Source organism: Azohydromonas sp. (assembly GCF_035325925.1).
Taxonomy (GTDB): domain Bacteria; phylum Pseudomonadota; class Gammaproteobacteria; order Burkholderiales; family Burkholderiaceae_C; genus Calidifontimicrobium.
Window position 1 is genome coordinate 25,270 of sequence record NZ_DAOKZA010000010.1, and the last position, 24,306, is coordinate 49,575.

General features: G+C 72.7%; 27 protein-coding genes. 10 read left to right on the forward strand and 17 right to left on the reverse strand.

Annotated elements, in window-relative coordinates:
* Positions 1 to 22: 22 nt before the first annotated feature.
* The 5 genes from PKC53_RS05495 to PKC53_RS05515 form a co-directional block, all read right to left on the reverse strand.
* Positions 23 to 559: a F0F1 ATP synthase subunit delta gene (locus tag PKC53_RS05495; RefSeq protein WP_324427131.1), complete on the reverse strand. Its 537-nt coding sequence runs from the start codon at positions 557 to 559 to the stop codon at positions 23 to 25.
* 2 nt (positions 560 to 561) lie between these two features.
* On the reverse strand, positions 562 to 1,032 hold the full coding sequence (locus PKC53_RS05500; RefSeq protein WP_324427132.1) for a F0F1 ATP synthase subunit B: 471 nt from the start codon (positions 1,030 to 1,032) through the stop codon (positions 562 to 564).
* 78 nt (positions 1,033 to 1,110) lie between these two features.
* Positions 1,111 to 1,377: a F0F1 ATP synthase subunit C gene (atpE, locus tag PKC53_RS05505; RefSeq protein WP_324427264.1), complete on the reverse strand. Its 267-nt coding sequence runs from the start codon at positions 1,375 to 1,377 to the stop codon at positions 1,111 to 1,113.
* A 68-nt stretch (positions 1,378 to 1,445) separates the two neighbouring features.
* On the reverse strand, positions 1,446 to 2,297 hold the full coding sequence (atpB, locus tag PKC53_RS05510; protein ID WP_324427133.1) for a F0F1 ATP synthase subunit A: 852 nt from the start codon (positions 2,295 to 2,297) through the stop codon (positions 1,446 to 1,448).
* Positions 2,298 to 2,325: 28 nt separating this feature from the next.
* On the reverse strand, positions 2,326 to 2,802 hold the full coding sequence (locus PKC53_RS05515) for an ATP synthase subunit I (protein WP_324427134.1): 477 nt from the start codon (positions 2,800 to 2,802) through the stop codon (positions 2,326 to 2,328).
* Between the two features lie 178 nt (positions 2,803 to 2,980).
* Between PKC53_RS05515 and PKC53_RS05520 the strand changes: the two genes are divergently transcribed.
* Together PKC53_RS05520 and PKC53_RS05525 are read left to right on the forward strand one after the other, a co-directional pair.
* Entirely contained in the window at positions 2,981 to 5,143 is a 2,163-nt protein-coding gene (locus PKC53_RS05520) for a thioredoxin family protein (RefSeq protein WP_324427135.1), read from the forward strand.
* A gap of 63 nt (positions 5,144 to 5,206) precedes the next feature.
* Entirely contained in the window at positions 5,207 to 5,827 is a 621-nt protein-coding gene (locus tag PKC53_RS05525; protein WP_324427136.1) for a redoxin domain-containing protein, read from the forward strand.
* Positions 5,828 to 5,862: 35 nt separating this feature from the next.
* Here the strand turns inward: PKC53_RS05525 and PKC53_RS05530 are convergent, their stop codons facing one another.
* Entirely contained in the window at positions 5,863 to 6,444 is a 582-nt protein-coding gene (locus PKC53_RS05530) for an NnrU family protein (protein ID WP_324427138.1), read from the reverse strand.
* 126 nt (positions 6,445 to 6,570) lie between these two features.
* Between PKC53_RS05530 and PKC53_RS05535 the strand changes: the two genes are divergently transcribed.
* Positions 6,571 to 7,059: a MaoC family dehydratase gene (locus PKC53_RS05535; RefSeq protein WP_324427140.1), complete on the forward strand. Its 489-nt coding sequence runs from the start codon at positions 6,571 to 6,573 to the stop codon at positions 7,057 to 7,059.
* A 35-nt stretch (positions 7,060 to 7,094) separates the two neighbouring features.
* Here the strand turns inward: PKC53_RS05535 and PKC53_RS05540 are convergent, their stop codons facing one another.
* Complete coding sequence (locus PKC53_RS05540) at positions 7,095 to 7,787, reverse strand: hypothetical protein (RefSeq protein WP_324427142.1); 693 nt, start codon at positions 7,785 to 7,787, stop codon at positions 7,095 to 7,097.
* A gap of 128 nt (positions 7,788 to 7,915) precedes the next feature.
* Here PKC53_RS05540 and PKC53_RS05545 point away from each other — a divergent pair, with 128 nt between their 5' ends.
* Both PKC53_RS05545 and PKC53_RS05550 read left to right on the forward strand, forming a co-directional pair.
* The gene (locus tag PKC53_RS05545; protein ID WP_324427144.1) at positions 7,916 to 8,830 is read left to right on the forward strand and encodes an aldo/keto reductase; all 915 of its coding nucleotides are present in this window, start codon (positions 7,916 to 7,918) and stop codon (positions 8,828 to 8,830) included.
* 66 nt (positions 8,831 to 8,896) lie between these two features.
* Complete coding sequence (locus PKC53_RS05550; protein WP_324427146.1) at positions 8,897 to 10,246, forward strand: Gfo/Idh/MocA family oxidoreductase; 1,350 nt, start codon at positions 8,897 to 8,899, stop codon at positions 10,244 to 10,246.
* Positions 10,247 to 10,316: 70 nt separating this feature from the next.
* On the opposite strand, the gene pntB is transcribed toward PKC53_RS05550, so the two are convergent.
* On the reverse strand, positions 10,317 to 11,726 hold the full coding sequence (gene pntB / locus PKC53_RS05555) for a Re/Si-specific NAD(P)(+) transhydrogenase subunit beta (RefSeq protein ID WP_324427148.1): 1,410 nt from the start codon (positions 11,724 to 11,726) through the stop codon (positions 10,317 to 10,319).
* 28 nt (positions 11,727 to 11,754) lie between these two features.
* Positions 11,755 to 13,341: a Re/Si-specific NAD(P)(+) transhydrogenase subunit alpha gene (locus PKC53_RS05560; RefSeq protein WP_324427150.1), complete on the reverse strand. Its 1,587-nt coding sequence runs from the start codon at positions 13,339 to 13,341 to the stop codon at positions 11,755 to 11,757.
* Positions 13,342 to 13,625: 284 nt separating this feature from the next.
* Here PKC53_RS05560 and PKC53_RS05565 point away from each other — a divergent pair, with 284 nt between their 5' ends.
* The 3 genes from PKC53_RS05565 to PKC53_RS05575 all read left to right on the forward strand — a co-directional run bounded on the left by PKC53_RS05565 (position 13,626) and on the right by PKC53_RS05575 (position 17,464).
* A complete protein-coding gene (locus PKC53_RS05565) occupies positions 13,626 to 14,120 on the forward strand; it encodes an NUDIX hydrolase (RefSeq protein WP_324427152.1) in 495 nt (164 codons plus the stop codon).
* Complete coding sequence (gene mnmA, locus PKC53_RS05570) at positions 14,117 to 15,238, forward strand: tRNA 2-thiouridine(34) synthase MnmA (RefSeq protein WP_324427154.1); 1,122 nt, start codon at positions 14,117 to 14,119, stop codon at positions 15,236 to 15,238. Before PKC53_RS05565 ends, mnmA begins: the two co-directional genes overlap by 4 nt.
* A gap of 168 nt (positions 15,239 to 15,406) precedes the next feature.
* Positions 15,407 to 17,464 (forward strand): bifunctional diguanylate cyclase/phosphodiesterase, encoded by a 2,058-nt coding sequence (locus PKC53_RS05575; RefSeq protein WP_324427156.1) that lies wholly within the window; start codon positions 15,407 to 15,409, stop codon positions 17,462 to 17,464.
* A gap of 108 nt (positions 17,465 to 17,572) precedes the next feature.
* Here PKC53_RS05575 and PKC53_RS05580 read toward each other — a convergent pair whose 3' ends face one another.
* The 8 genes from PKC53_RS05580 to PKC53_RS05615 all read right to left on the reverse strand — a co-directional run bounded on the left by PKC53_RS05580 (position 17,573) and on the right by PKC53_RS05615 (position 22,889).
* Entirely contained in the window at positions 17,573 to 18,271 is a 699-nt protein-coding gene (locus tag PKC53_RS05580) for an alpha/beta fold hydrolase (RefSeq protein ID WP_324427158.1), read from the reverse strand.
* Positions 18,272 to 18,311: 40 nt separating this feature from the next.
* The gene (locus tag PKC53_RS05585) at positions 18,312 to 18,638 is read right to left on the reverse strand and encodes a hypothetical protein (RefSeq protein WP_324427160.1); all 327 of its coding nucleotides are present in this window, start codon (positions 18,636 to 18,638) and stop codon (positions 18,312 to 18,314) included.
* Positions 18,639 to 18,852: 214 nt separating this feature from the next.
* Positions 18,853 to 20,157, reverse strand: coding sequence for an RNA polymerase sigma factor (locus tag PKC53_RS05590; protein WP_324427162.1), 1,305 nt, complete (start codon positions 20,155 to 20,157; stop codon positions 18,853 to 18,855).
* Positions 20,158 to 20,175: 18 nt separating this feature from the next.
* Positions 20,176 to 20,586: a VOC family protein gene (locus PKC53_RS05595; RefSeq protein WP_324427163.1), complete on the reverse strand. Its 411-nt coding sequence runs from the start codon at positions 20,584 to 20,586 to the stop codon at positions 20,176 to 20,178.
* On the reverse strand, positions 20,583 to 21,014 hold the full coding sequence (locus PKC53_RS05600) for a YciI family protein (protein ID WP_324427165.1): 432 nt from the start codon (positions 21,012 to 21,014) through the stop codon (positions 20,583 to 20,585). Before PKC53_RS05600 ends, PKC53_RS05595 begins: the two co-directional genes overlap by 4 nt.
* Before the next feature lie 16 nt (positions 21,015 to 21,030).
* Positions 21,031 to 21,429 (reverse strand): VOC family protein, encoded by a 399-nt coding sequence (locus tag PKC53_RS05605; protein ID WP_324427167.1) that lies wholly within the window; start codon positions 21,427 to 21,429, stop codon positions 21,031 to 21,033.
* Positions 21,430 to 21,536: 107 nt separating this feature from the next.
* Positions 21,537 to 21,902, reverse strand: coding sequence for a YciI family protein (locus PKC53_RS05610; protein WP_324427169.1), 366 nt, complete (start codon positions 21,900 to 21,902; stop codon positions 21,537 to 21,539).
* Between the two features lie 198 nt (positions 21,903 to 22,100).
* Positions 22,101 to 22,889, reverse strand: coding sequence for an exodeoxyribonuclease III (locus PKC53_RS05615; protein WP_324427171.1), 789 nt, complete (start codon positions 22,887 to 22,889; stop codon positions 22,101 to 22,103).
* 1 nt (position 22,890) lies between these two features.
* Here PKC53_RS05615 and pyrE point away from each other — a divergent pair, with 1 nt between their 5' ends.
* Positions 22,891 to 23,577, forward strand: a complete 687-nt coding sequence (gene pyrE / locus PKC53_RS05620; RefSeq protein WP_324427172.1) for an orotate phosphoribosyltransferase — start codon at positions 22,891 to 22,893, stop codon at positions 23,575 to 23,577.
* Positions 23,567 to 24,301, forward strand: coding sequence for a hypothetical protein (locus PKC53_RS05625; protein ID WP_324427174.1), 735 nt, complete (start codon positions 23,567 to 23,569; stop codon positions 24,299 to 24,301). Before pyrE ends, PKC53_RS05625 begins: the two co-directional genes overlap by 11 nt.
* The last annotated feature ends 5 nt before the right edge of the window (positions 24,302 to 24,306 follow it).

The following is a 24,306-nucleotide window of genomic DNA, read 5'->3' on the forward strand; positions in this document are numbered from 1 at the left end:
TCCTAGGGGTTCCGACGCGCGACTACGCGGTCAGCGCCGCCTTCATTTGTTCCAGACGCGCCTTGACCGAGGTGTCGAGCACCTCGTCACCGACGACCACGCGGATGCCGCCGATCAGCGACGGGTCGAGTTCGACCTGCGCCCTGAGCCGGCGGCCGAAGCGCTTCTCGAGCGTCGCGACGACCTCGGCGAGCTGCGCCGGCTCGATCGGGTAGGCGCTGAAGATCGTCGCGTCGGACACGCCGCTCGAGGCGTTGACCAGCGCGCGGAACTGCGTCGCGATCTCGCCCGCCGCAGCCAGCCGGCCGTTGTCGATCACCGTGCGCAGCAGGTTCTTCGCGGCGTCGCCGAGCCAGGGCTCCTTGACCAGCGAGACGATGACGTCGAACACCTGCGCGGCCTCGACCTTCGGGTCGTCGGCGAACTCGCGCAGCCGCGGGTGCGCGGCCACCGTCGCGATGGCCGACACCTGGTCGGCCACGGCCGCGGCATCGCTCGGCGCGACCGCCTTGAACAGCGCCTCGGCGTAGGGGCGGGCGATGGTGGCGAGTTCGGCCATGGTCAGAGTTCCGCCTTCAGCCGGCCCAGCAGGTCCGCGTGCACGCCGGCGTTGATCTCGCGCTTGAGGATCTGCTCGGCGCCCTTGACGGCCAGCGTCGCGACGTCCTCGCGCAGCGCCTCGCGTGCCTTGACCACCTCCTGCTCGGCCTCGGCCCTGGCCGCGGCGATGATCTTCGCCGCCTCGGCGGTGGCGCGGCCCTTGGCCTCCTCGACCATCGACTGCGCGAGGCGCTCGGCGTCGGCGAGGCGGCGGGCGGCGTCGTCGCGCGCGGCCGACAGCTGCTCCTCGACGCGCTTGTTGGCCACGGCCAGCTCGGACTTCGCCTTGTCGGCCGCGGACAGGCCTTCGGCGACTTTCTGCGCCCGCTCGTCGAGCGCCTTGACGATCGGCGGCCAGACGAACTTCATCGTGAACCAGACCAGGATCAGGAACACGATCATCTGGGCGATGAGGGTAGCGTTGATGCTCACTTCGGGGCCTCGATCACTTGATGACGGAGCCGGCTCGCACCGATGTCGGCGCGGCGGCGCGACGCGAACCGCTGCGGCTTACTTCGGCAGGTTCGCGAGCTGGCCCAGGAACGGGTTGGCGGTGGCGAACCACAGCGCGATACCGGTGCCGATGATGAACGCCGCGTCGATCAGGCCGGCGAGCAGGAACATCTTGGTCTGCAGTTCGCCCATCAGCTCGGGCTGGCGCGCGGCCGACTCGAGGTACTTGCTTCCCATGATGCCAATGCCGATGCAGGCGCCGACGGCACCCAAACCGATGATCAGGCCGGCGGCCAGGGCGACAAAGCTGATGACTTCCATGATGACTCCTAGTCAGAAGGGGGTTTGGGGACGGAAAGCAGGAAAGCGGGAAACGGCAACCGCGCGCAGGCTCAGTGCGAGTCGTGGGCCTGACCGACGTAGACCAGCGTCAGCATCATGAACACGAACGCCTGCAGCGTGATGATCAGGATGTGGAAGATGGCCCACACGGTGCCCGCGACGATGTGCCCGACCATCAGGCCGATGCCGGTGGCCGACAGCGACCAGGCGCCGCCCATCAGCGCGATCAGGATGAAGATCAGCTCGCCGGCGTACAGGTTGCCGAACAGCCGCATGCCGTGCGAGACCGTCTTGGCGACGAACTCGATGATCTGCATCGCGAAGTTCACCGGCCACAGCAGGAAGTGACTGCCGAACGGCGCGGTGAACAGCTCGTGCACCCAGCCGCCCAGGCCCTTGATCTTGACGTTGTAGTACAGGCAGATCAGCAGCACCGTCACCGACAGGCCCATCGTGATCGACAGGTCGGCGGTGGGCACGACGCGCATGTAGTCCTTCATGCCGATCGCGGGACCGGCGGCGTGCCAGATCTGCGGGATCAGGTCGACCGGCAGCAGGTCCATGGCGTTCATCATGAACACCCACAGGAACACCGTCAGCGCGAGCGGGCCGACGAACTTGCGGCTGGCCGCGTTGTGCACGATGCCCTTGGCCTGCGAGTCGACCATCTCGACGAGGAACTCGACCGCCGCCTGGAAGCGGCCCGGCACGCCCGCGGTGGCCTTGCGCGCGGCCAGCCACAACACCCAGCACACCAGCACGCCGAGGGCGATCGAGAAGAACAGGGAGTCGTAGTTGACGACGCCGAAGTCCACCGGCCCGACCTGCGACTTGTTCTGCAGGTGCACCAGGTGGTGCTGGACGTACTCGCCGGGCGTGGGCGCGCTGCCTGAGACTGCCATGTTCGTCTGATCCGTCGCGTCGTTGTTCTCAGCGGCGGCGCCACGCGAGCGCCACCCAGTACACCTTGATGCACACCACCAAGCCCACCAGCAACGCCGGCCAACTCAGCGGCTGCACGATCCGCGGCGCCAGGGCCAGCATGGCCACCGAGACCGCGATTTTCACGAACTCCCACAACATGAAGCTGACGGCACTCGTGCCGGGCGACATGCTGGAGAGCCGGCTGGTCATGCCGCGCGCCATCAAGGCCCCCGGCACCACCACGACCGCCGCGCCATACAGCGCGGACCAGCCGATCGCCGCTTCGCCGGTCAGCAGCACGCCCACGGCGGCCACCACCAGCCCGACCGCGATCTGCGTCGCGACCACCCGCCACGGCGATACCGGCGGGTCCTTCTCCCTCAGTGCCTGTGCCTGCTCACGCGTCAGCGGCTTGACATCGCGGCGCGCCGCTTCGTCGTCCTCGTCGGCCCAGACCTCTGACCGGTATGGCCGTTCAGACATCCGGGCCCTTTCACGTTCGCTGGCAGCAAAGCCGCGGGATTATAGGGGCAAACCCGTGACCCCCCCGGCACCCCGCGAACGCCTGCTCCCATTGCCGCGCGGCGCCGCGCGGTGGCCGGCGTGCTGCCGATAATCGACACCACCCGGAACCCGTGGCGCCCGGCGCCCTCCAACCCGCATGCCCCTGCTGCGCCGACTGCTGACCCCCTTGGTGCTCGCGCTGCCGTTCGCCGCGTCGGCGCAGCTGCCCGCCGGCGCGGTGGTGACCACCGAGCAGGTGCGCGCCGAACTGCTGGCGCACGCGCCCGAGGGCGTCGCCCCGGGCAAGCCGCTGTGGCTGGGGCTGGCCATCGACCACGCGCCGCACTGGCACACCTACTGGAAGAACCCCGGGGACTCGGGGCTGCCGACCACCGTCGAGTGGACGCTGCCGCCCGGCTTCGCCGCCGGCGACATCGAGTGGCCGACGCCGCAGGCGCTGCCGGTGGGCCCGCTGATGAACTTCGGCCACGAGGGTCGTCTTCTGCTGCCGGTGCGCGTGGCCGTGCCCGACGACTTCGCCGCGCCGCGCCTGGACGTGAAGCTGCGCGCCGACTGGCTGGTGTGCAAGGACGTGTGCATCCCCGAGGGCGGCGACTTCGCGCTGAGCATCCCGGTGCAGGCGGCGACTTCGGCGCACGCGTCGCGCTTCGAGGCCGCGTGGGCGGCGCGCCCGCAGGCCGTCGACGCGTCGGCGAGCGCGCGCGTCGACGGCGGCGCGCTGGTCGTCAGCGCCGGCGCGTTGCCCGAGCGTCTGCGCGGCCAGGTGCTGCAGTTCTTCCCCGAACTGCCCGGCGTGATCGACAACGCCGCGCGCACCGCGCAGCGCTGGGACGGCGAGCGCTGGGAAGTGCGAGTGCCGCTGTCGGCGCAGCGCAGCGACAGCCCGGCGCAGATGGTCGCGGTGCTCGCCGCGCCGGGCGCCGGTGCAGGCGTGCAGGTGCGCTTCGCGGTCGAGGGCGCCTGGCCGGCGCCGGGCAGCACGCCGGCTGCCGCGGCCGCCGCCGACGTGCCTGCCGCCACGGCGGCGCCGCGGTCGTTGCCGCCGGCGTCCGTGCCGCCGGCACCCCTGCCCGGCTTTGCGTTCGCGCTGCTGCTCGCGCTGGTCGGCGGCGCGCTGCTCAACCTGATGCCGTGCGTGTTCCCGGTGCTGTCGCTGAAGGTGCTGGGCTTCGCGTCGCACGCGCACGACCGGCGCGCGCTGCTGGCCGGCGGCCTGGCCTACACCGCGGGCGTGGTGATCTCGTTCCTGCTGCTCGCCGCGCTGCTGCTCGCGCTGCGCGCCGGCGGCGAGCAGCTCGGCTGGGGCTTCCAGCTGCAGTCGCCGCTGTTCGTCGGCGCGCTGGCGGTGCTGTTCACGCTCATCGGGCTGAACCTGGCCGGCGTGTTCGAGTTCGGCACGATGCTGCCGGGCAATCTAGCGGCGGTGCGCGCGCGCCACCCGCTGGCCGACTCGGCGCTCACCGGCGTGCTGGCGGTGGCGGTGGCGTCGCCATGCACCGCACCGTTCATGGGCGCCTCGCTGGGGCTGGCCGCGACGCTGCCGACGGCGCAGGCGCTGGCGATCTTCGCGGTGCTCGGCCTGGGCATGGCGCTGCCATACCTCGCCGCGAGCGCCTGGCCGGCGCTGGCGCGGCTGCTGCCGCGACCCGGCGCCTGGATGGCGCGCTTCAAGGCGCTGATGGCGTTCCCGATGTTCGCCACCGTCGTGTGGCTGCTGTGGGTGCTGGGTCAGCAGGTGGGCATCGACGGCGCGGCCGGCGTGCTGGGGCTGCTGGTGGCGGTGGCCTTCGTCGCCTGGGCGCTGGGCACGCCGGGCATGGGGCCCAGGGGGCGCCTCGGCTTCGGCGCGACTTCGCTCGCCGTGCTCGCGCTGACGCTGGCCTGGGCCTGGCCGCCGCTGCGCGACGGCGCCGCACCGGCGCAGGTCGCCGCCTCCCCCGAGGAGCGCTGGCAGCCGTGGAGCGCCGATCGCGTGGCGGCGCTGAACGCGCAGGGGCGCACAGTGTTCGTCGACTTCACCGCCGCGTGGTGCGTGACCTGCCAGTTCAACAAGCGCACGGTGCTCAACGACGCGGTGCTGCTGGCCGACTTCGAGCTGCACGGGGTCACGCTGCTGCGAGCCGACTGGACGCGCCGCGACGCGGCGATCACCACCGAACTCGCGCGGCTGGGGCGCAACGGTGTGCCCGTGTACGCCATCTACCGGCCCGGCGCAGCGGCACCGCAGCTGCTGGGCGAGTTCCTGACCGTGCAGGAGGTGCGCTCGGCGATCGCCGCCACGCGCGCGGCGGCGCTGTAGCCGCACCGAAGCCGCGCCGCGGGCGCGGGTCGGGTTGTCCACCTCGTCAACAAGGAGTCGTCGATGATCGCCAGAAGCTTCTTGCGCACAACGCTCGCCGCGGCCGCGCTCGCCGTGGCCGGCGGCGCCTGCGCCGCTGCCGTGGTGGGCCAGCCGGCGCCCGCCTTCACCGCCACCGACGTCAACGGACGCAGCGTGTCGCTGGCCGACTTCAAGGGGCGCACCGTCGTGCTCGAGTGGGTCAATCCCGGCTGCCCGTTCGTGCGCAAGCACTACGACAGCCGCAACATGCAGAACACGCAGCGCAGCGCCGTCGCACAAGGCGCCGTGTGGCTGGCGGTCAACTCCACCGCCGAGACCAGCAGCGACTACCGCACGCCGCAGGCGATGGCGCAGTGGATGCAGCAACACGGCGCGGCCGCCACCGCGACGCTGATGGACGCCGACGGGCGCGTCGGCCGCGCCTACGGCGCGCGCGTGACGCCGCACATGTACATCATCGACGCGCAAGGCACGCTGGCCTACGCCGGCGCGATCGACAGCATCCCGAGCGGGCGCATCGCCGACATCGAGGCGGCGACCAACCACGTCAAGCAGGCGCTGCCCGAGGTGATCGCCGGCAAGCCGGTGGCCACGCCGGCGACGCAGGCGTACGGCTGCATGATCAAGTACGCCGACGGCTGACGGCGCGGCGCTGAGCGCCCCCCGGCGGCCGGCGCTCAGCGCGCGAACGGCGCGACGCCGATCCACGCCGCGTGCAGCCAGAACGCGAACGCCGCCCACGCGCCGACGCCGACGACCACCGCCGCCCCGGTGCCTGCCAGCGTGCCGCCGCCGCGCGGGGCGCCGGCGACGCGGTCACGCTGGCGCGCGGCGCGGAAGTCCAGCACCGCCCAGCCGAGGAACGCGCCAAACAGCACCACGTCGGCCAGCGTGCCATTGGCCAGCAGGTGCGCGAAGGCCCACAGCTTGACCCCCAGCAGCATCGGGTGCCCCAGCGCCGCCTTGATGCCGTTGCGCGGCACGTAGGCGGCGGCCAGCATCACGAACGACGCCAGCGTCAGCAGGCTGGCGACGTGGCGCATCGCCACCGGCGGCGTCCACAGCGGCACCGGGTCGTGGCGCGCCAGCCCGTAGCCCCAGACGATCAGCACGAAGCCGGCCAACGACAGCACCGAGTACGCACCCTTCCACGCCCCGACGCCGATGCGCGCGATCGTCGCGCTGCGCCAGCCGTCGGCGACGATGCGCACCGAGTGCACGCCGAGAAACACCACCAGGCCGAGGATCAGGATCGCCATGTCTGTTGCCGCACCGCGGGTTGTACCGGTCGGCGCATTGTCGGGCCTGCGCGCGGTCGCGCGTGCGACGGCCGGCCGCACGTCGCGACGCTATGCTTGCCGCGTCCACCCCACGCCGCGTCACCGATGCCCCACGCCGACACCCATCCCGCGATCCGCTACTGGTGGGAGGACTTCCCGGTGGGCAGCGTGCGCGAGTTCGGCGCCGCCACGCTGACGCGCGAGGCGGTGATCGCCTTCGCGCGCGACTTCGACCCGCAGCCGTTCCACCTCGACGACGCGGCCGCCGAGGCGTCGCTGTTCGGTCGACTGTCGGCCAGCGGCTGGCACACCTGTGCGCTGGCGATGCGCATGATGTGCGACGCCTACCTGCTCGAATCGTCGAGCCTCGGCTCGCCCGGCGTCGACCACCTGCGCTGGCTCAAGCCGGTGTTCCCCGGCGACACGCTGCGCATGCGCATGGAGGTGCTCGAGGCGCGGCCGATGAACAGCCGCCCCGACGTGGGGCTGCTGCGCACGCGCTGGGAGGTGATCAACCAGGGCGGCGACATCGTGCTGACGATGGAAGGCTGGGGCATGTTCCGCCGACGCGACCCGGGCGTCACGCCGGGCTGAACCCCGAGGTCGGCGCCCGCCCCCGGCGCGCCCGGTCAGCGAACGTACAGCACGCGCATGCCCAGCAGCGCGCCGCCGGGCCCATCGGTGATGCGCACGGTGGCCTGCTGCGGCGCGAAGCCGCGCGGCAGCGGCAGCTCGCCGCTGGCGCTGTGGTGCGTGCCAATCGACACCGCCACCGGCGGCAGCGTCACCGTGGTCTCGCCGCCGCTGGCCGTGCGCCCGCTCACCACGAACTGCAGCTGGCCGGCGAGCGGGCGGCTGCCCGCCTTGTCGCGCGTGAGCAGCACGTCGTACGCCAGCGCCTCGCCGCTGGCGCGCAGACGCGCGGCGCGCACCGCGACTGCGCCGCCTCGCGGGTCGGGCGGCAGCGCGGCGACCAGCGTCGCGACATCGGCGCGCAGCCCCTCGACGCTGCGCCGGCTGTCGGCGAGCTGCTCACCCAGACGCTTCGACTCGGCCAGCGCGGTCTCGAGCTGGCCTGCGGTGTCGGCCAACTCGCGCGCCAGCCGCTGACGCTCGGACTCGGCCTTCTCGTAGGCCTGCTGCAGACGCGTCGACGCGTCGTACGACAGGCGCGGCGGCAGGTGGCGCTCCTGCACGTAGACGACCGCCGCGGCACCGATGCCGACGCCCAACAGCAGCAGCACCAGCCAGCGGGGCGCTCCGGCGCGCTTGCGGCGCCGGCCGTGGCGGTCGAACGCGACCGGCTTGAACTCTCCGAGCATCGGCGGGGATTCTCCTTGGCAGCAGGAGCCGAGGTTACAACCACAGCCCCCCGGATCTGCAACACGATGCATCGTCGCGCGCCGACCTTCGGCCGGAACCCGCGCCGTGCGCCCGACTCCGAAGGCACATGACGATCACGCGACGCGCCTGGCTCGCCGCGGCGACGGCGGCGCTGGCCCCGCCGGCCGCGGCCGGCGCCGACACGCCGTGGCGCAAGACGATCCCGGCCAGCGGCGAGGCGCTGACCGCCGTCGGCCTGGGCACCTGGCTGACTTTCGACGTCGGCGACGACGCCATCGACCGCTCGCGGCTGCGCCGCGTGCTGCAGCGCTTCGTCGCCGCCGGTGGCGGCATGATCGACTCGTCGCCGATGTACGGCAGCGCCGAGCGCGTGGTCGGTGACCTGCTGGCCGACGTGGCGCCGCACGGCGACGCGGCGCGCCGGGTGTTCGCCGCGAGCAAGATCTGGACGCCGTTCGGCCCCGGCGGCCGCACGCAGCTCGACGACTCGCTGCGGCTGTGGCGCCGCGACCGGCTCGACCTGATGCAGGTGCACAACCTGCTGGGCACCGAGGCGCACCTGCGCACGCTGCGCGCGGCGCGCGACGAGGCGCGCGTGCGCTACGTCGGCGTCACGACGTCGCACGGCCGACGCCACGACGAGGTCGAGCGGCTGCTGCGCAGCGAACCGCTGGACTTCGTGCAGATCACCTACAACCCGGCCGACCGCCGCGCCGAGCCGCTGCTCGGGCTCGCCGCGGCGCGCGGCGTCGCGGTGATCGTCAACCGCCCGTTCGACGGTGGCGACGCGCTGCGCCGGCTCGCCGGGCGGGCGCTGCCGGCGTGGGTGCGCGCCGAACTCGGCGTCGAGACCTGGGCCGCGTTCGTGCTGAAGTGGGCCGTGTCGCACCCGGCGGTGACCTGCGCGATTCCGGCCACCGGCAACCCGGTGCACCTGGACCAGAACATGGCCGCGTTGCACGGCGCACAGCCCGACGCGGCCCAGCGCCGGCGCATGACCGAGTGGCTGGCGCAGATCTGACCCGCCCTGGCCCGGCGCCGCGGCGTGGCAGACTGCGCCGCGTCGACTTTGCGAGCCCCCCCCTCGATGAGCCTGCACCTGCAACTGCTGAAGCGCCAGGCCGAAGGCCGTCCGATCCGCGTCGGCCTGATCGGCGCCGGCAAGTTCGGTTCGATGTACCTGGCGCAGGTGCCGCGCACGCCCGGCGTGCACCTCGCGGCGATCGCCGACCTGTCGCCCGAAGGCGCGCGCCGCAACCTCGCACGCGTCGGCTGGGACGCCGCGCGCGTGCGCGCCGCGTCGATCGACGCCGCCCTGAAGGAGGGCACGACGCACGTCGGCGACGACTGGCACGCCCTGGTGTCGCATCCGGCGATCGACGTCGTCGTCGAGTGCACCGGCGCGCCGGTGCACGCGGTCGACCACTGCCTGGAAGCCTTCGTGCACGGCAAACACGTCGTCAACGTCACCGTCGAGGCCGACGCGTTCTGCGGCCCGCTGCTGGCGCGCCGCGCGGCCGAGGCCGGCGTGGTGTACTCGCTGGCGTTCGGCGACCAGCCGGCGTTGATCTGCGACCTCGTCGACTGGGCGCGCACCTGCGGCTTCCCGGTGGTGGCCGCGGGCCGCGGCCACAAGTGGCTGCCGCACTTCGCACAGTCGACGCCCGACACCGTGTGGGGCTACTACGGGCTGACGCCCGAGCAGGCCGAGCGCGGCGGGCTGAACCCGAAGATGTTCAACAGCTTCCTCGACGGCAGCAAGCCGTCGATCGAGAGCGCCGCGGTGGCCAACGCCACCGGGCTCGACGTGCCTGGCGCCGGCCTCGCGTACCCGCCGGCGAGCATCGCCGACATCCCGTTCGTCACGCGTCCGAGGAGCGAAGGCGGTCACCTCGAGAAGAAGGGCATGGTCGAGGTCGTCAGCTCGCTCGAGGCCGACGGGCGCGCGATCCCGTACGACATCCGCATGGGCGTGTGGGTCACCGTCGAGGGCGAGACCGACTACGTGCGCCACTGCTTCGAGGAGTACAACGCGCACACCGACCCGAGCGGGCGCTACTTCACGCTGTACAAGCGCTGGCACCTGATCGGCCTCGAGGTCGGTCTGAGCGTGGCCAGCGTCGCGCTGCGCCGCGAGGCCACCGGCGTGGCCACCGGCTGGAACGCCGACGTGGTGGCCACCGCCAAGCGCGACCTGCGCCCCGGCGAGATGCTCGACGGCGAAGGCGGCTACACCGTGTGGGGCAAGCTGCAGCCGGCCGCCGCGTCGCTGCGCCTCGGCGGGCTGCCGCTGGGGCTCGCGCACCAGGTCGAGGTCGTGCGACCCGTCGCGCAGGGCCGGATGCTGACCTGGGACGACGTCGCGATCGACGCGACGACACGCGCCTACCGGTTGCGGCGCGAGATGGAGTCGTTGTTCGCCGCGCGCCGCGACTGACGCCACCGCGCTGCGGCGCGGGCGACCACGGCCGGCGGCGCCGGCCCCGCCGAAGTCGCCCCGCGCGCGGTCACGCGCGCAGCGCCGCGAGCACCTCGTCGAGCATCTTCTTCGCGTCGCCGAACAGCATGCGGTTGTTGTCCTTGTAGAACAGCGGGTTGTCGACCCCGGCGTAGCCGCTGGCCATGCTGCGCTTCATCACGATCGAGGTCTTCGCCTTCCAGACCTCGAGCACCGGCATGCCGGCGATCGGGCTCGCCGGGTCCTCCTGCGCGGCCGGGTTGACGATGTCGTTGGCGCCGATGACCATCGCGACCTCGGCATCGGGGAAGTCGGCGTTGATCTCGTCCATCTCGAGCACGATGTCGTACGGCACCTTGGCCTCGGCCAGCAGCACGTTCATGTGCCCGGGCATTCGCCCGGCCACCGGGTGGATGCCGAAGCGCACGTTGACCCCCTTGTCGCGCAGCAGCTTGGTGATCTCGAACACCGTGTGCTGCGCCTGCGCCACCGCCATGCCGTAGCCGGGCACGATGATCACCTGCTTGGCCTCGCGCAGCAGCTCGGCCGTCTCGGCCGCGCTGATCGGCACCACCTCGCCGGCCGGCTGCGCCCCGCCGGCCGCCGTGGGCGTGCCGCCACCGGTGCCGAAGCCGCCGGCGATGACGCTGATGAAGTTGCGGTTCATCGCCCGGCACATGATGTAGCTCAGGATCGCGCCCGAGCTGCCCACCAGCGCGCCGGTGACGATCAGCAAGTCGTTGCTGAGCATGAAGCCGGTGGCCGCCGCGGCCCAGCCCGAGTAGCTGTTGAGCATCGACACCACCACCGGCATGTCGGCGCCGCCGATGGCCATCACCATGTGGATGCCGAACAGCAGCGCGACCACCGTCATCACCAGCAGCGGCCACATGCCCGCCGGGATGGTGTCGGCGCGCAGAAATTCGCGCCCGAACCAGATCACGATCAGCAGCCCGGCCAGGTTGAGCCAGTGGCGCGCCGGCAGCAGCAGCGGCTTGCCGCCGATCTTGCCCGACAGCTTGCCGAACGCGATCACCGAGCCCGAGAAGGTCACCGCGCCGATCAGGATGCCGACGTAGATCTCGACCTCGTGGATGACCTTCTCGGCGCCGCTGAACTGCACCGAGGTGTCCACGTAGCTCGCGAAGCCCACCAGGCAGGCCGCCAGGCCGACCAGGCTGTGCATCAGCGCGACGAGCTCGGGCATCTGCGTCATCTGCACCTTCTTCGCCGCGAACAGCCCGACCGAGCCGCCGACGACCAGCGCGCCGACGATCCACGGGATGCCGGCGGCCGTGACGCGCGGGCCCAGCACGGTGGCCAGCACCGCGATCGCCATGCCGACGATGCCGAACAGGTTGCCGCGGCGCGCGGTCTCCGGGTGCGACAGCCCGCCCAGGCTGAGGATGAACAGGATGGTCGCGCCGATGTAGGCGACGGTGGCCAGGCTCTCGGTCATGTCCGCGGCTCCTCGTTCTTGTCGTTGTTCACTTGCGGAACATCGCCAGCATGCGCCGCGTGACCGCGAAGCCGCCGAACATGTTGACGGCGGTGAGCACCAGCGCCAGCACCGCCAGGGCCAGGATCAGCCCCGACGGTCGCTCGCCGCCGCCGCCGGCCAGCGGCGGCGCCACCTGCACCAGCGCGCCGATCGCGATGATCGACGAGATGGCGTTGGTCACGCTCATCAGCGGCGTGTGCAGCGACGGCGTGACGTTCCACACCACCATGTAGCCGACGAAGCAGGCCAGCACGAACACCGTGAAGTGCTGCAGGAAGCTCGCCGGCGCAAACGCCCCGACCAGCCAGAACAGGACCGCGCCGACGCCGAAGACGATCGCCAGCGCCTTGGCCGACATCGGTTCGCCTGCGCCGTGGCCGTGGCCCTTGGGCGCGGGCGCGGCGGCCGCCGCCTTGGGCTTGGGCGGTGCGGCCGGCAGCTTGGGCGGCGGCGCGGGCCACGTCACCTCGCCCGCCTTGAGCACGGTCAGGCCGCGGATCGCGTCGTCGTCCATGTTGACGTCGACCACGCCGTCCTTGGTCTTGCACAGCTCCTCGGTCAGGCGCAGCAGGTTGGTCGCGTACAGCGTCGAGCTCTGCTTGGCCAGCCGGCTGGCCAGGTCGGTGTAGCCGATGATCGTCACGCCGTGGCGCACCACCGCCTCGCCGGGCACGGTGAGCTCGCAGTTGCCGCCCTGCTCGGCGGCCATGTCGACGATCACGCTGCCGGGCTTCATGGTCTGCACCATCTCGGCGGTGATCAGCTTCGGCGCCGGCTTGCCGGGGATCAGCGCGGTGGTGATGATGATGTCCACCTCGCGCGCCTGCTGCGCGTACATTGCGCGCTGCGCGGCCTGGAAGCCCTCGCTCATCACCTTGGCGTAGCCGCCGCCGCCCGAGCCTTCTTCCTCGTAGTCGACCTTGACGAACTCGCCGCCGAGCGAGACCACCTGGTCGGCGACCTCGGCGCGCGTGTCGTTGGCGCGCACGATCGCGCCCAGGTTGGCCGCGGTGCCGATCGCGGCCAGCCCGGCGACGCCGGCGCCGGCGATGAACACCTTGGCCGGCGGGATCTTGCCCGCGGCGGTGATCTGGCCGTTGAAGAAGCGGCCGAACGCGTTGGCCGCCTCGATCACCGCGCGATAGCCGCTGATGCCTGCCATCGAGGTCAGCGCGTCCATCTTCTGCGCGCGGCTGAGCTGGCGCGGCAGGCAGTCGATGGCCAGCACGGTGGCGCGCTTGGCCGCCAGCTGCTGCATCAACTCGGGGTTCTGCGCCGGCCAGACGAAGCCGATCAGCGTGCCGCCTTCGCGCATCAGGCCCACTTCGTCGGTGCTGGGCGGACGCACCTTGAAGACGATGTCGGCCTTCGCCCACAGTTCGGCGGCGGTGGCCACGACCTCGGCGCCGGCGGCGCGGTAGGTGTCGTCGGCGAAGTTCGCCGCGTCGCCGGCGCCGCTTTCCACCGCCACCGAGAAACCGAGCTTGCGCAGCTTCTCGACGACGTCGGGAACCGTTGCGACGCGCTTCTCGCCCGCCGCCGTCTCCTTCGGCACTCCGATCAGCAAAGCCATGGATCCACTCCTCGGATGTCCTGCAGTCCAGTCTCGCGGCCACGACCCGGCCGCACGCGCACCGCGAGGCATGGCGCGCAGGTCTTCAGGGCCGCGCCGGCCGTGACGCACGGGCGGGTTTCACCCGCCGCCGTCTCGCGCGGCACGCCGATCGACAGGGGGAAGACCTCCTCGCCAGCCTGCGGGTCCGTGCGGCCGTTCGCTGCGGCCGTGCTCGTTCGTCGCCGGGGCGGAGCTTACCTTACACAACTTCGCGGGCCGTGCCGCGCCGCTACCATCGCCGCATGACATCCCCGCGCTGGAGCCCGAGCGTGACGGTGGCCGCGATCGTCGAACGCGACGGGCGCTACCTGCTCGTCGAGGAGCACACCCCCGAGGGCCTGCGGCTGAACAACCCGGCCGGCCACCTCGACCCCGCCGAGTCGCCGCAGCAGGGCGTGGTGCGCGAAGTGCTCGAGGAGACTGCGCGCCGCTTCGTGCCGCGGGCGCTGCTCGGCGTGTACCTGTCGCGCTTCCGGCGCCCGGCGCGCGGCGAGGACGTGACCTACCTGCGGCTGGCCTTCTGCGGCGACGTCGGTGAGCCCGAGCCGGGGCACGCGCTCGACGACGGCATCGTGCGCACGCTGTGGCTGACCCCCGACGAGGTGCGCGCCAGCGCCGCGCGCCACCGCAGCCCGCTGGTGCTGCGCTGCATCGAGGACCACCTCGCCGGGCGCCGGCATCCGCTCGACGTGGTGACGACCGACCCCTCGGTGTTCGCGCCCGAGACGAAGGCATGACGACCCGCGAGCGCGTGGTCGTCGGCCTGTCCGGCGGCGTCGACTCGGCCGTCGCCGCCTGGCTGCTCAAGCAGCAGGGCCACGAGGTGGTCGGCATCTTCATGAAGAACTGGGAGGACGACGACGACGACGACGGGTACTGCTCGAGCAACGCCGACTTCGTCGACGCCGCCGCGGTGGCCGACGTGATCGGCATCGAGATCGAGCACGTCAACTTCGCCGCCGACTACAGGGACCGCGTGTTCGCCGAGTTCCTGCGCGAGTACCGCGCGGGGCGCACGCCGAACCCCGACGTGCTGTGCAACGCCGAGATCAAGTTCAAGGCCTTCCTCGACCACGCGCTGCGGCTGGGCGCGCAGAAGATCGCCACCGGGCACTACGCGCGCGTGCGCGAGCGCGACGCCGGCTTCGAGCTGCTCAAGGGCGTCGACGCCGCGAAGGACCAGAGCTACTTCCTGCACCGCCTGAACCAGGCGCAGCTGGCGCGCACGCTGCTCCCGCTGGGTGGGCTGCGCAAGACCGAGGTGCGGCGCATCGCCGCCGAGATCGGCCTGCCGAACGCGAAGAAGAAGGACTCGACCGGCATCTGCTTCATCGGCGAGCGGCCGTTCCGCGAGTTCCTCAACCGCTACCTGAGCCACGAGCCCGGCGACATCGTCGACGAGCGCGGACGCCGCATCGGCCGCCACGTGGGCCTGAGCTTCTACACGCTGGGGCAGCGCCAGGGGCTGGGCATCGGCGGCGTGAAGGACCAGGGCGCGCCGCGCGGCGGCGGCATGCACGCGCCGTGGTTCGTCGCGCGCAAGGATCTGGCACGCAACCGGCTGGTCGTCGTGCAGGGCCACGAGCACCCGGCGCTGCAGTCGGTCACGCTGCACGCCACCGACGCCAGCTGGGTCGCCGGTCACGCGCCGGGCGACGGCGCCTACGCCGCGAAGACGCGCTACCGCCAGGCCGACGCCGCGTGCCGGTTCACAGCGCGCGGCGAGACCGGCTTTGAGCTGGTCTTCGACGAGCCGCAGTGGGCCGTCACGCCGGGGCAGTCGGCGGTGCTGTACGACGACGAAGTCTGCCTCGGCGGCGGCGTGATCGACGCCGCGGACGCGCCGATCGCGTGACCGATTCGTGGCGTGCGGGAGGGGCACCGCGCCAGCGCCTCAATCGGCGCGTGCATCGGCCGATAGGCACCGCAGCCCGAGTCCGCTGCACCCATCCGCCATGTCCTGCCGTCATGCCGCCTTGCCCGGCGCCCGGTCTGCCGCCGGCGCCGGTGCGGCCATCTGCCGATGCGCCGCCTGACCGCCCACTGGAGACTCTCGACGCGTTTCGTCGTGATGTCGCTCGCTGCGCTGCTGCTGGTGCAGGGCGCCGCGCTGCTGGCGCTGCAGCGGCAGGCCGACACTGCGCTGCGGGGTGTCGACGAGCGCCTCGAGCGCGGTGAGCGCGCGTGGCGCGCCGAGCGCGAGCGCGCGCCGGGCGCGACCGGGCTCGCCGCGATCGCGGCGCTGGCCACCGAATTCCGCGAACGCCATGAGATCGACCTGGCGCTGGTCGCCGATCGCGACGGGCGGCGCGAGGTCCTGTTGTCGACGCTGCCGGGCATCGACGCGGCAGCGCTGGCCGGCGCGCCGGCGGGCCGCGTCCGGCTGGGCGACGAGGTGTATCGCGCGCGCGTCGTGAACCCGCCCGGCGCAGCGTCGGCGCAGCCGGATGCGGTGCTGCTGCGCTCGCAGCGCCAGGCGCTGGCGCCGTACCGCGACCTGCAGCGCACGCTGGGCGCGATCACGCTCGGCGGGCTGCTGCTGTTCGGGCTGGTCGGCCTGTGGATGGCGCGGCGCGTGACCGCGCCGCTGGCCGCGCTGGCCGGCGCCGCGCGGCGGCTGAGCCGCGGCGACTGCACGTGGCCGGTCGAGCACCGCGAGCGCCACGACGAGATCGGCGAACTGGCGCAGGCCCTCGACCAGATGCGCGAGGACATCGCCACCCAAGAGGCCGAAGTCCGCCGCCTGGCCTACACCGACCCCCTGACCGGGCTGCCCAGCCGAGCGCGCTTGCGCGACGCGCTGCGCGGCGCGCTGCTCGCGCGGGCCGATGCGGCGCGCGACGCACGGGGCGGCGTGGCGGTGCTGGCGCTCGGCTTCGACCACCCCGGGCAGGTCGACGACCTGCTCGGCCAGGCCTTCGGCGACCAGGTGCTCAAAGCGGTGGTCGACCGGCTGCGCACGCTGCCGCTGCGCGAAGGCGACCGCCTGGCGCGCCTGGGCAGCGACCAGTTCGCGCTGCTGCTGGTCGACACCGACGGCGACGCCGCGATCGCCGCGGCACAGCGTCTGGTCCGCGACTTCGTCACGCCGCTGGTGATCGACGCACACACCGTCGAGCGCAGCGCCCACGTCGGCGTGGCGCTGTGGCCCGCCGACGCCACCGACGCCGACGCGCTGCTGGCGCGCGCCGAGCTCGCGCTGTCGACGGCCAGGCGCCGAAGCGTCGACGTGCAGGCGTACGACCCGTCGCTGGACTCGACCGGCACGCAGGCGCTGACGCTGCTGTCCGAGCTGCGCCGCGCGGTCGGCGAGGGCGAGCTGCGGCTGTTCCTGCAGCCGAAGCTGGCGCTGGCCGACACCGGCGTCGTCGGCGCCGAGGCGCTGCTGCGCTGGATGCACCCGCAGCGCGGGTTGCTGCCGCCGATGGCGTTCATCCCGCTCGCCGAGTCCACCGGCGTCGTTCGCGAGCTGACGCTGTGGGTGTTCGAGGAGGCCGCGCGGCGCTGGGAGTCGCTGCGCGGCGACGGCGCGCCGCTGCGCATCGCGGTGAACCTGTCGGTGCGCGACCTGCTCGACGCCCAGCTGCCCGACAAGCTCGACGCGGTGCTCGCGCGCCACCACGTGCCGCCGCAGGCGTTTTGCCTGGAGATCACCGAGCGTGCGCTGATGGACGACCCGCGGCGCGCCGAGATCACGCTGCAGCGACTCGCCGACAGCGGCTTCAAGCTCTCGATCGACGACTTCGGCACCGGCTTCACGTCGCTGGGCCAGCTCGCCCGCCTGCCGGTCAAGGAGCTGAAGATCGACCGCTCGTTCGTGACGAACCTCGAGCGCGACGAGCGCAGCGCGGCGGTGGTGCGCTCGACGATCCACCTGGCGCACGACCTGGGGCTGAGCGTGGTCGCCGAGGGCGTCGAGAGCGCGGCGATCTGGCTGAAGCTGCGCGAGTGGGGCTGCGACGAGGGGCAGGGCTTCCACATGAGCAAGCCGCTGCCCGCCGACGAGTTGCCGGCGTGGTGCCGGCACTGGCGCGAGAAGCAGGCGCCGGGGCTGCGATCGCGGCGGTCGCTGACGGCTTGACGCGGGCACACGCCGCGTGGCCGCGCCTGCCGGTGCCGCCCCACCTTGGAAGACGCACGGATCCGCGTCGACGACACGCGAGGCGATGGGCGCGGGGGCAGGCGCCCGTCAGCCCGCCACCCAGTCGAGCAGCGCGGCGGTGACCTCGGCCGGGCGCTCCCAGGTCAGCATGTGGCCGCACTGCGCCAGCTCGAGGTGGCGCGCGTGGGGCACGGCCGCGGCGATCTCGCGCGAGCACTCGGGCGGGGTCAGGGCGTCGGCGTCGCCGCAGATCACCAGCAGCGGGCAGGCGATGCGCGGCAGCAGCGCGCGGCGGTCGGCGCGGCCGATCAGCGCGCGGTTCTGCCGCGCCAGGTCGGACGCGCCGGCGCGCTCCAGCGTCATGCGCAGGTAGTCGTCGACCAGCGCCGCGTCGTGCTGTCGCGACGGGTGGAACGCGAAGCCGACGTTGGCGCGCAGCACCTCGGCGGCGGCGCCGTGCTCGAACTGCTCGATCGCCCAACGCCGCAGCGCGACCATCTCCGGCGTGTCGGCGCGCGCGGTGGTGCCGAGCAGCGCGAGGCCCTGCACGCGCTCGGGCGCCTGCACCCAGGCCTCGAGCGCGACGATGCCGCCCATCGACGCGCCGGCCAGCCGCAGCGGCCCGGGGTGCTCGGCCAGCAGCAGCGAGGCCATCGCCTCGATCGAGTCGGCGCGGCGGTGCACGTCGCTCACGTGGACGGAGGCGCGCGTCGCCAGCGCCGGCAGTTGGTCGCGAAACAGCGCGGCGTCGCAGGCCAGGCCGGGCAGCAGCACGAGCGGCGTCATGCGGCGCAGTGTGCCAGCGCACGCGCCGCGCCGGCGCGCGTCACTGCAAGGCGTCGGGCGCGGCGAATACCGTGCGCCACTGGCGCTCGGGCGGCTCGTCGTGCGTCTCGACCGGACCGAGCCAGTCGAGGAACAGCCGCGTGCACACGGTCTGCAGCCGTTCGCCGGCCTGCGGGTGGCGTGCGATCAGCGCCAGGTTGCGCGCGATCTTGTCGGCCGCGGCCAGGTGCGGCGTCTTCGCGTAGTGCGTCAGCAGCGCCAACGTACCGCCGATGATCGGCTCGAGCGGACCGCAGGCGGCCGGCGACGGCGATGTCGCGTCGTCGGCTGCAGCATCGGGCCCGCACGGGCCGGGGGGCTTGGACATGCGCGTTCTCCTGAGCTGGGCGGCTGGCAAGGTGACGGTTGCCGATGCATTATATGCGAATGAAACGCATTTGCAATGAGCATGCCGTGAACGCCGCCTCGGCCCGCGACGCCGCGCCCGCGGGCCCGGCACCTGCGCCGCGCTCGCGAGGGGTGCCGGCGCCGGGCGCGACCACGTGCGCGCACCGCGAAGCGACGGTGTGCACCCTGCCGGTTCAGGGGCTGCCGCCGCGGTCGGCGCCACGCCCCGCCGCTGCCAGAGCCGCCGCCCGCTTCAGCAGCAGCTCGCGTTCGCGCGCGTTGCCCGCCATCGTGGCGGCGCGCTCGAACTCGGCGTGCGCTTCATCGCGACGGCCCAGCCGCTGCAGCAGCTCGCCACGCACGCTCGGCAGCCAGTGGTAGTTCGCCAGCGCCGCGTCGGCGCACAGCCGGTCGACGATCGCCAAGCCCGCCGCCGGCCCCTGGGCCATCGCCACCGCCACCGCGCGGTTCAGCTCGACCACCGGCGACGGCGCGATCGCCACCAGTTCGCCGTACAGCGCGGCGATGCGCGTCCAGTCGGTCGACGCGGCGTCGGCGGCACGCGCGTGGCACGCGGCGACCTCTGCCTGCAGGCGGTAAGGCCCGGGCGGCGCACCCGACGCCTCGGCGCGCGCCAGCGCCGCCAGGCCGCGGCGGATCAGCAACCGGTCCCAGCGACGCCGGTCCTGGTCGGCGAGCAGCACCGGGTGGCCGGCCGCATCGGTGCGCGCCTTGGTGCGCGACGCCTGCAGCTCGAGCAGCGCCTGCAGTGCGTGCACCTCGCTGTCGTTCGGCGCCAGTTCTGCGAGCATGCGCGCCAGGCGTAGCGCCTCGTCGCCCAGCGCCGGGCGCATCCAGTCGCCGCCGGCGGTGGCGGTGTAGCCCTCGTTGAAGATCAGGTAGACGACCTCGAGCACCGACGCGAGCCGCTCTTGCAGCGCCTCGCCGCGCGGCACCTCGAACGGCACGCGCGCGTCGGCGAGCCGCTTCTTCGCGCGCGCGATGCGCTGCGCGATCGTCGCCTCGGGCAGCAGGTAGGCGCGGGCGATCTCGTGGGTGGTCAGCCCGCCGAGCAGCCTGAGCGTCAGCGCGACGCGCGACTCGGTCGGCAGCAGCGGGTGGCAGGCGGTGAACATCAGCCGCAGCAGGTCGTCGCCGATGTCGTCGCCGCGCGCGGCGTCCAGCGCATCGACGAAGTCGGGCACGACGTCGGCCTGCATCGCGACCAGGTCTTGCCCCAGCTCGTCGTGTCTCGCCTCGCTGATGCCGCGGTGGCGCAGGCGATCGAGCGCGCGACGCTTGGCCACGGTCGTCAGCCAGGCGCCGGGCCGGTCGGGCACGCCGTCGCGCGGCCAGTGCTCGAGCGCGGCGACCAGCGCGTCCTGCGCCAGCTCCTCGGCCGCGCCCAGGTCGCGCGTCAGGCGCATCAGCGCGCCGACGATGCGCGCCGACTCGATGCGCCAGACGGCGGCCAGCGCCTCGTGAACGCCGCAGTGCACGGGCGCCGCCCGACCGGCTCAGCACCGCTCGGGCGCGGCGTTCTCGTCCATCCAGAAGACCTCCCACTGGTGGCCGTCGGGGTCGGCGAAGCCATGCTGGACCATGAACCCGTGGTCCTGCGGCGCGTTCGGCGTGGTGGCGCCGGCGGCCACCGCCTTCGCGACCAGCGCGTCGACCTCTTCGCGACTGTCGCACGACAGCGCGAGCAGCACCTCGGTGCTGCGGCGCGCGTCGGCCACCGGCAGCTTCGTGAAACCCTGGAAGAAGGGTTCGACGAGCAGCATCGTGTGGATGCCTTCGGCGATGCGCACGCAGGCCGCCTGCTCGTTGGTGAAACGCGGCACGATGGCCATGCCGAGCGCCGCGAAGAACGCCTTCGACCGCTCGAGGTCGCGCACCGGCAGGTTGACGAAGATCTGGCGGCTCATCGCGACCCCCCCTGGCTGGGCAGGTTCAACTCGAGGAAGCGCTCGACGCCCGGGCTGTCGCCGAAGTCCTCCAGATCGAACAGCTGGCGCACCTCGACCACCGCCTGCCGGCCTTCGCCCACCGGGTTCGGGAAGCGCCGGCTCCATTCGAGCGCCTCCTCGCGCGAGCGCACCTGGATCAGCGTGTAGCCGGCGATCAGCTCCTTGGTCTCGGCGAAGGGGCCGTCGACGACGCGGCGACCCTCGGCGCCGTAGTGGATGCGCCAGCCCTTGCGGCTCGGCTGCAGGCCCGATGCGTCGAGCAGCACGCCGGCACGCGCCAACTCGTCGTGGTATGCGGCTATCGCAGCGAACATCGCCTCGTCGGGCACGAGCGTCGGCTCGGCCTCGAACTCGGGCACCGTGCGCACCATGATCATGAATCGCATCGCAGTCTCCCCGGCCTCAGCGTGCCGGCATCGGCTGCGGCTGAAGCACGCTGTGGCGGTTGCCCTCGGTGTCGATGAAGGCGACGTAGTCACCGACGCCGGGGATCGCCATCGGCTCGCCGAGGACCCGGCCGCCGGCGTCGGTGATGCGGGCCATGGCCGCGCGGACGTCGTCGACGCCGATCACCACCCCCGGATGTTGCGCCGGCGCGTCGGCCCCGAACGGGAACAGCCCGCCGTTGATCGCCCCGGCAGGCGCGCCGGGCCTGGCGTCGGTGGTCGCGGTGGTCGCCAGCACGTAGTCACCCATCTGGGGGCCGAGCTTCTCCATCTGCCAGCCGAAGGCTTCGGCGTAGAAGCGCGCCGCGCGGTCGCGGTCGCGGTAGGGCATCTCGAAGTGCACGACGGGGTCCATCGATGTGTCTCCTCTGACAGGGGTGGATCGGACGAGGCGCGGCAGCGCCTCCAACACGACGACGAACCAGCCGCCCGGAATCGACAGCTGCCGGCTCGGGACAAACCCTAGCCCGACCCCAGACTCTCTTCGTAGCAGGCCGCCACCGGCCGCACCTCGACGGTCGCCCACTCGGCGGCGGGGCAGGCCTTGGCCAGCGCCAGCGCCTCGTCCCGGTCGGCACAATCGACAAGGAAGAACCCGCCGACCATCTCCTTGGCCTCGGCAAACGGTCCGTCGACCACCCGCGCGCCGTGCCGGCTGACGCGCACCGCGCGCGTCTGCGACGCGAGCGACTGCACCGCGACGAGCTGACCGCGCTCGCGCAGGGCCTCGCCGAAGCGCTGCATGCGCGCGTAGGCTTCGCGGCCCTCGGCCTCGGTGCGGCCGGCGCGTTGCGACGTCGGCTCGACGATCAGCAGGGCGAACTGCATCGCAGGCCTCCTTTCGGGCTGGACTCGGTGACGCGCACAGGCGGACCGGCTGCGGACGTCACGCCGACGGCGCGCCGCGCCTTCCCCGCGACGCCGCCGACGGCCCGAGCCCGGCGATTGCACCACCACGAGACCCGCGACGGCAACTGCACGCTGCCGAGCCGGCGCAGGCCGGCTGCTGGCGGCTTGCTGGGCAGGTCAGATGCTGGCGTCGTAGTCGATGGTCACCGCAGCGTGGTCGGAAAAGCGCGGTGCGAGGTGGATCGACTCGCGTCTCGCCTTCGCGGCGAAGGCGGGCGTGGCCAGGTGGTAGTCGAGCCGCCAGCCGACGTTCTTCGCCCACGCCTGGCCGCGGTTGCTCCACCACGTGTACTGCTCGGGGTGCGGGTTCAGGCGACGGAACACGTCGACCAGCCCGACGTCGTCGATGAGCGACGTGAGCCATGCGCGTTCCTCGGGCAGGAAGCCGCTGTTCTTCTGGTTGCTGCGCCAGTTCTTCAGGTCGATCGGGTGGTGGGCGATGTTGATGTCACCGACCAGCACGAACTCGCGTTCGGCCTTCAACCGCCGCAGGTGCGGCTCGATCTGCGCCAGGAAGCGGTACTTCGCCTCCTGCCGCTCGGGGCCGCTCGAGCCGCTCGGGAAGTAGCAGCTGATCACGCTGAACTTGCGCCGCGCGGTGTCGTAGCGCGCCTCGACGTAGCGCCCCTCGGCGTCGAACTCGTCGCTGCCGAATCCGGTGATCACCGCGCTCGGCGGCTTGCGCAGGTACAGCCCGACGCCGGCGTAGCCCTTCTTCTGCGCAAAGTGGAAGTAGCCCGTCAGGTCTCCGATACGGTCGAAGCGACCGCTTACATCGACATGCTGGGCCTTGACTTCCTGGACCCCCATACAATCGGCGCCGGTCTGCGCGGCCCAGTCGAGGAATCCTTTGCTCGCCGCCGAGCGGATGCCGTTCAGGTTGAGCGTGACGAGCCGAAATCCCACCGTGACCTCCGCAGCCCCGACCCGCGCCGACCCGCTCGCCCAGGACTTCGTCAAGTTCTCGGTCGAGGCCGGCGTGCTGCGTTTCGGGGAGTTCAGGACCAAGGCCGGGCGGCTGTCGCCGTACTTCTTCAACGCCGGCCTGTTCGACGACGGCGCCAAGCTGGGCCGTCTCGCGGGATTCTATGCACGGCGCCTGATCGATAGCGGCCTTCAGTTCGACCTGCTGTTCGGCCCGGCTTACAAGGGCATCACGCTGGCCGCGGCGGTGGCCATCGAGCTCGCCCGGCTCGGCCACAACAAGCCGTTCGCCTACAACCGCAAGGAAGCCAAGGACCACGGTGAAGGCGGCATGCTGGTCGGCGCGCCGGTGCGGGGGCGGGTGCTGATCGTCGACGACGTGATCTCGGCCGGCACCTCGGTGCGCGAGTCGATCGCGATGATCGACGCCGCCGGAGGCACGCCGTGCGGCGTGGCCATCGCGCTCGATCGCCAGGAGCGCGCCACCGGCGCCGACGGCGCCGAACTGCCGCACTCGGCGGTGCAGTACGTGACCTCGCAGCTCGAACTCGACGTGGTGTCGATCGCGACGCTCGACGACTTGCTGCAGGTGCTGTCCCACGCCAGCGACCCGGCGCTGGCGCGCCACGCGGCGCCGGTGGCCGCCTATCGTGAACGTTATGGCATCTGACGCCCGGTCCCGCGCCCGTCGGCCGGCGTTCGTGCGCCTGCTGCCGGCGCTGCTGGGCGCCGCGCTGCTCGGCCCCGCGCACGCGCAGCAGCCACCGCCGACGAGTATCTTCACCTGCGTCACGGCCGACGGCCGGCGCCACACCTCGGACCGGCCGATCGCCGCGTGCCGCAACGTCGAGCAGCGCGAGCTGAACAGCGACGGGTCGCTGCGGCGCGTCATCCCGCCGACGCTGACCGCCGAGGAGCGCGCCGCCAAGGAGGCCGAGGAACGCCGCCTGGCGGCGGTGCGCCAGGCGCAGCTCGACGCCGTGCGACGCGACCGCAACCTGAAATCGCGCTACCCCGACGAAGCGGCGCACCAGCGCGCGCGCGAGGCCGCGCTCGACAGCGTGCGCGGCGCGCTGCGCTCGGCCGAGCAGCGGCTCGAGGAGCTGCGCCGCGAGCGCCAGCCGCTGCAGAACGAGACCGAGTTCTACGTCGGCCGCGAGTTGCCGGCCAAGCTGCGCCACCAGCTCGAGGCCAACGCCGCGGCCTCCGAGGCGCAGCGCAGCGCGATCGCCGCGCATCAGGCCGAGCTCGACCGCATCACCGGGCTGTACGACGCCGAGCTCGATCGGCTGCGCAAGCTGTGGGCCGGCGCGCCGCCCGGCTCGCTCGGCCCGATGCCGTCGACCGCCGTGCCGGTGTCGGCCAACGGCCGCGGCGGCAGCGCGCCGCGCTGAAGCGC

Coding starts and splice junctions, on each gene's coding strand:
- PKC53_RS05495 (WP_324427131.1), bottom strand. CDS start 559: ATGGCCGAACTCGCCACCATCGCCCGCCCCTACGCCGAGGCGCTGTTC.
- atpB (WP_324427133.1), bottom strand. CDS start 2,297: ATGGCAGTCTCAGGCAGCGCGCCCACGCCCGGCGAGTACGTCCAGCAC.
- PKC53_RS05515 (WP_324427134.1), bottom strand. CDS start 2,802: ATGTCTGAACGGCCATACCGGTCAGAGGTCTGGGCCGACGAGGACGAC.
- PKC53_RS05520 (WP_324427135.1), top strand. CDS start 2,981: ATGCCCCTGCTGCGCCGACTGCTGACCCCCTTGGTGCTCGCGCTGCCG.
- PKC53_RS05525 (WP_324427136.1), top strand. CDS start 5,207: ATGATCGCCAGAAGCTTCTTGCGCACAACGCTCGCCGCGGCCGCGCTC.
- PKC53_RS05530 (WP_324427138.1), bottom strand. CDS start 6,444: ATGGCGATCCTGATCCTCGGCCTGGTGGTGTTTCTCGGCGTGCACTCG.
- PKC53_RS05535 (WP_324427140.1), top strand. CDS start 6,571: ATGCCCCACGCCGACACCCATCCCGCGATCCGCTACTGGTGGGAGGAC.
- PKC53_RS05540 (WP_324427142.1), bottom strand. CDS start 7,787: ATGCTCGGAGAGTTCAAGCCGGTCGCGTTCGACCGCCACGGCCGGCGC.
- PKC53_RS05545 (WP_324427144.1), top strand. CDS start 7,916: ATGACGATCACGCGACGCGCCTGGCTCGCCGCGGCGACGGCGGCGCTG.
- PKC53_RS05550 (WP_324427146.1), top strand. CDS start 8,897: ATGAGCCTGCACCTGCAACTGCTGAAGCGCCAGGCCGAAGGCCGTCCG.
- pntB (WP_324427148.1), bottom strand. CDS start 11,726: ATGACCGAGAGCCTGGCCACCGTCGCCTACATCGGCGCGACCATCCTG.
- PKC53_RS05560 (WP_324427150.1), bottom strand. CDS start 13,341: ATGGCTTTGCTGATCGGAGTGCCGAAGGAGACGGCGGCGGGCGAGAAG.
- PKC53_RS05565 (WP_324427152.1), top strand. CDS start 13,626: ATGACATCCCCGCGCTGGAGCCCGAGCGTGACGGTGGCCGCGATCGTC.
- mnmA (WP_324427154.1), top strand. CDS start 14,117: ATGACGACCCGCGAGCGCGTGGTCGTCGGCCTGTCCGGCGGCGTCGAC.
- PKC53_RS05575 (WP_324427156.1), top strand. CDS start 15,407: ATGCGCCGCCTGACCGCCCACTGGAGACTCTCGACGCGTTTCGTCGTG.
- PKC53_RS05580 (WP_324427158.1), bottom strand. CDS start 18,271: ATGACGCCGCTCGTGCTGCTGCCCGGCCTGGCCTGCGACGCCGCGCTG.
- PKC53_RS05585 (WP_324427160.1), bottom strand. CDS start 18,638: ATGTCCAAGCCCCCCGGCCCGTGCGGGCCCGATGCTGCAGCCGACGAC.
- PKC53_RS05595 (WP_324427163.1), bottom strand. CDS start 20,586: ATGAGCCGCCAGATCTTCGTCAACCTGCCGGTGCGCGACCTCGAGCGG.
- PKC53_RS05600 (WP_324427165.1), bottom strand. CDS start 21,014: ATGCGATTCATGATCATGGTGCGCACGGTGCCCGAGTTCGAGGCCGAG.
- PKC53_RS05605 (WP_324427167.1), bottom strand. CDS start 21,429: ATGGACCCCGTCGTGCACTTCGAGATGCCCTACCGCGACCGCGACCGC.
- PKC53_RS05610 (WP_324427169.1), bottom strand. CDS start 21,902: ATGCAGTTCGCCCTGCTGATCGTCGAGCCGACGTCGCAACGCGCCGGC.
- PKC53_RS05625 (WP_324427174.1), top strand. CDS start 23,567: ATGGCATCTGACGCCCGGTCCCGCGCCCGTCGGCCGGCGTTCGTGCGC.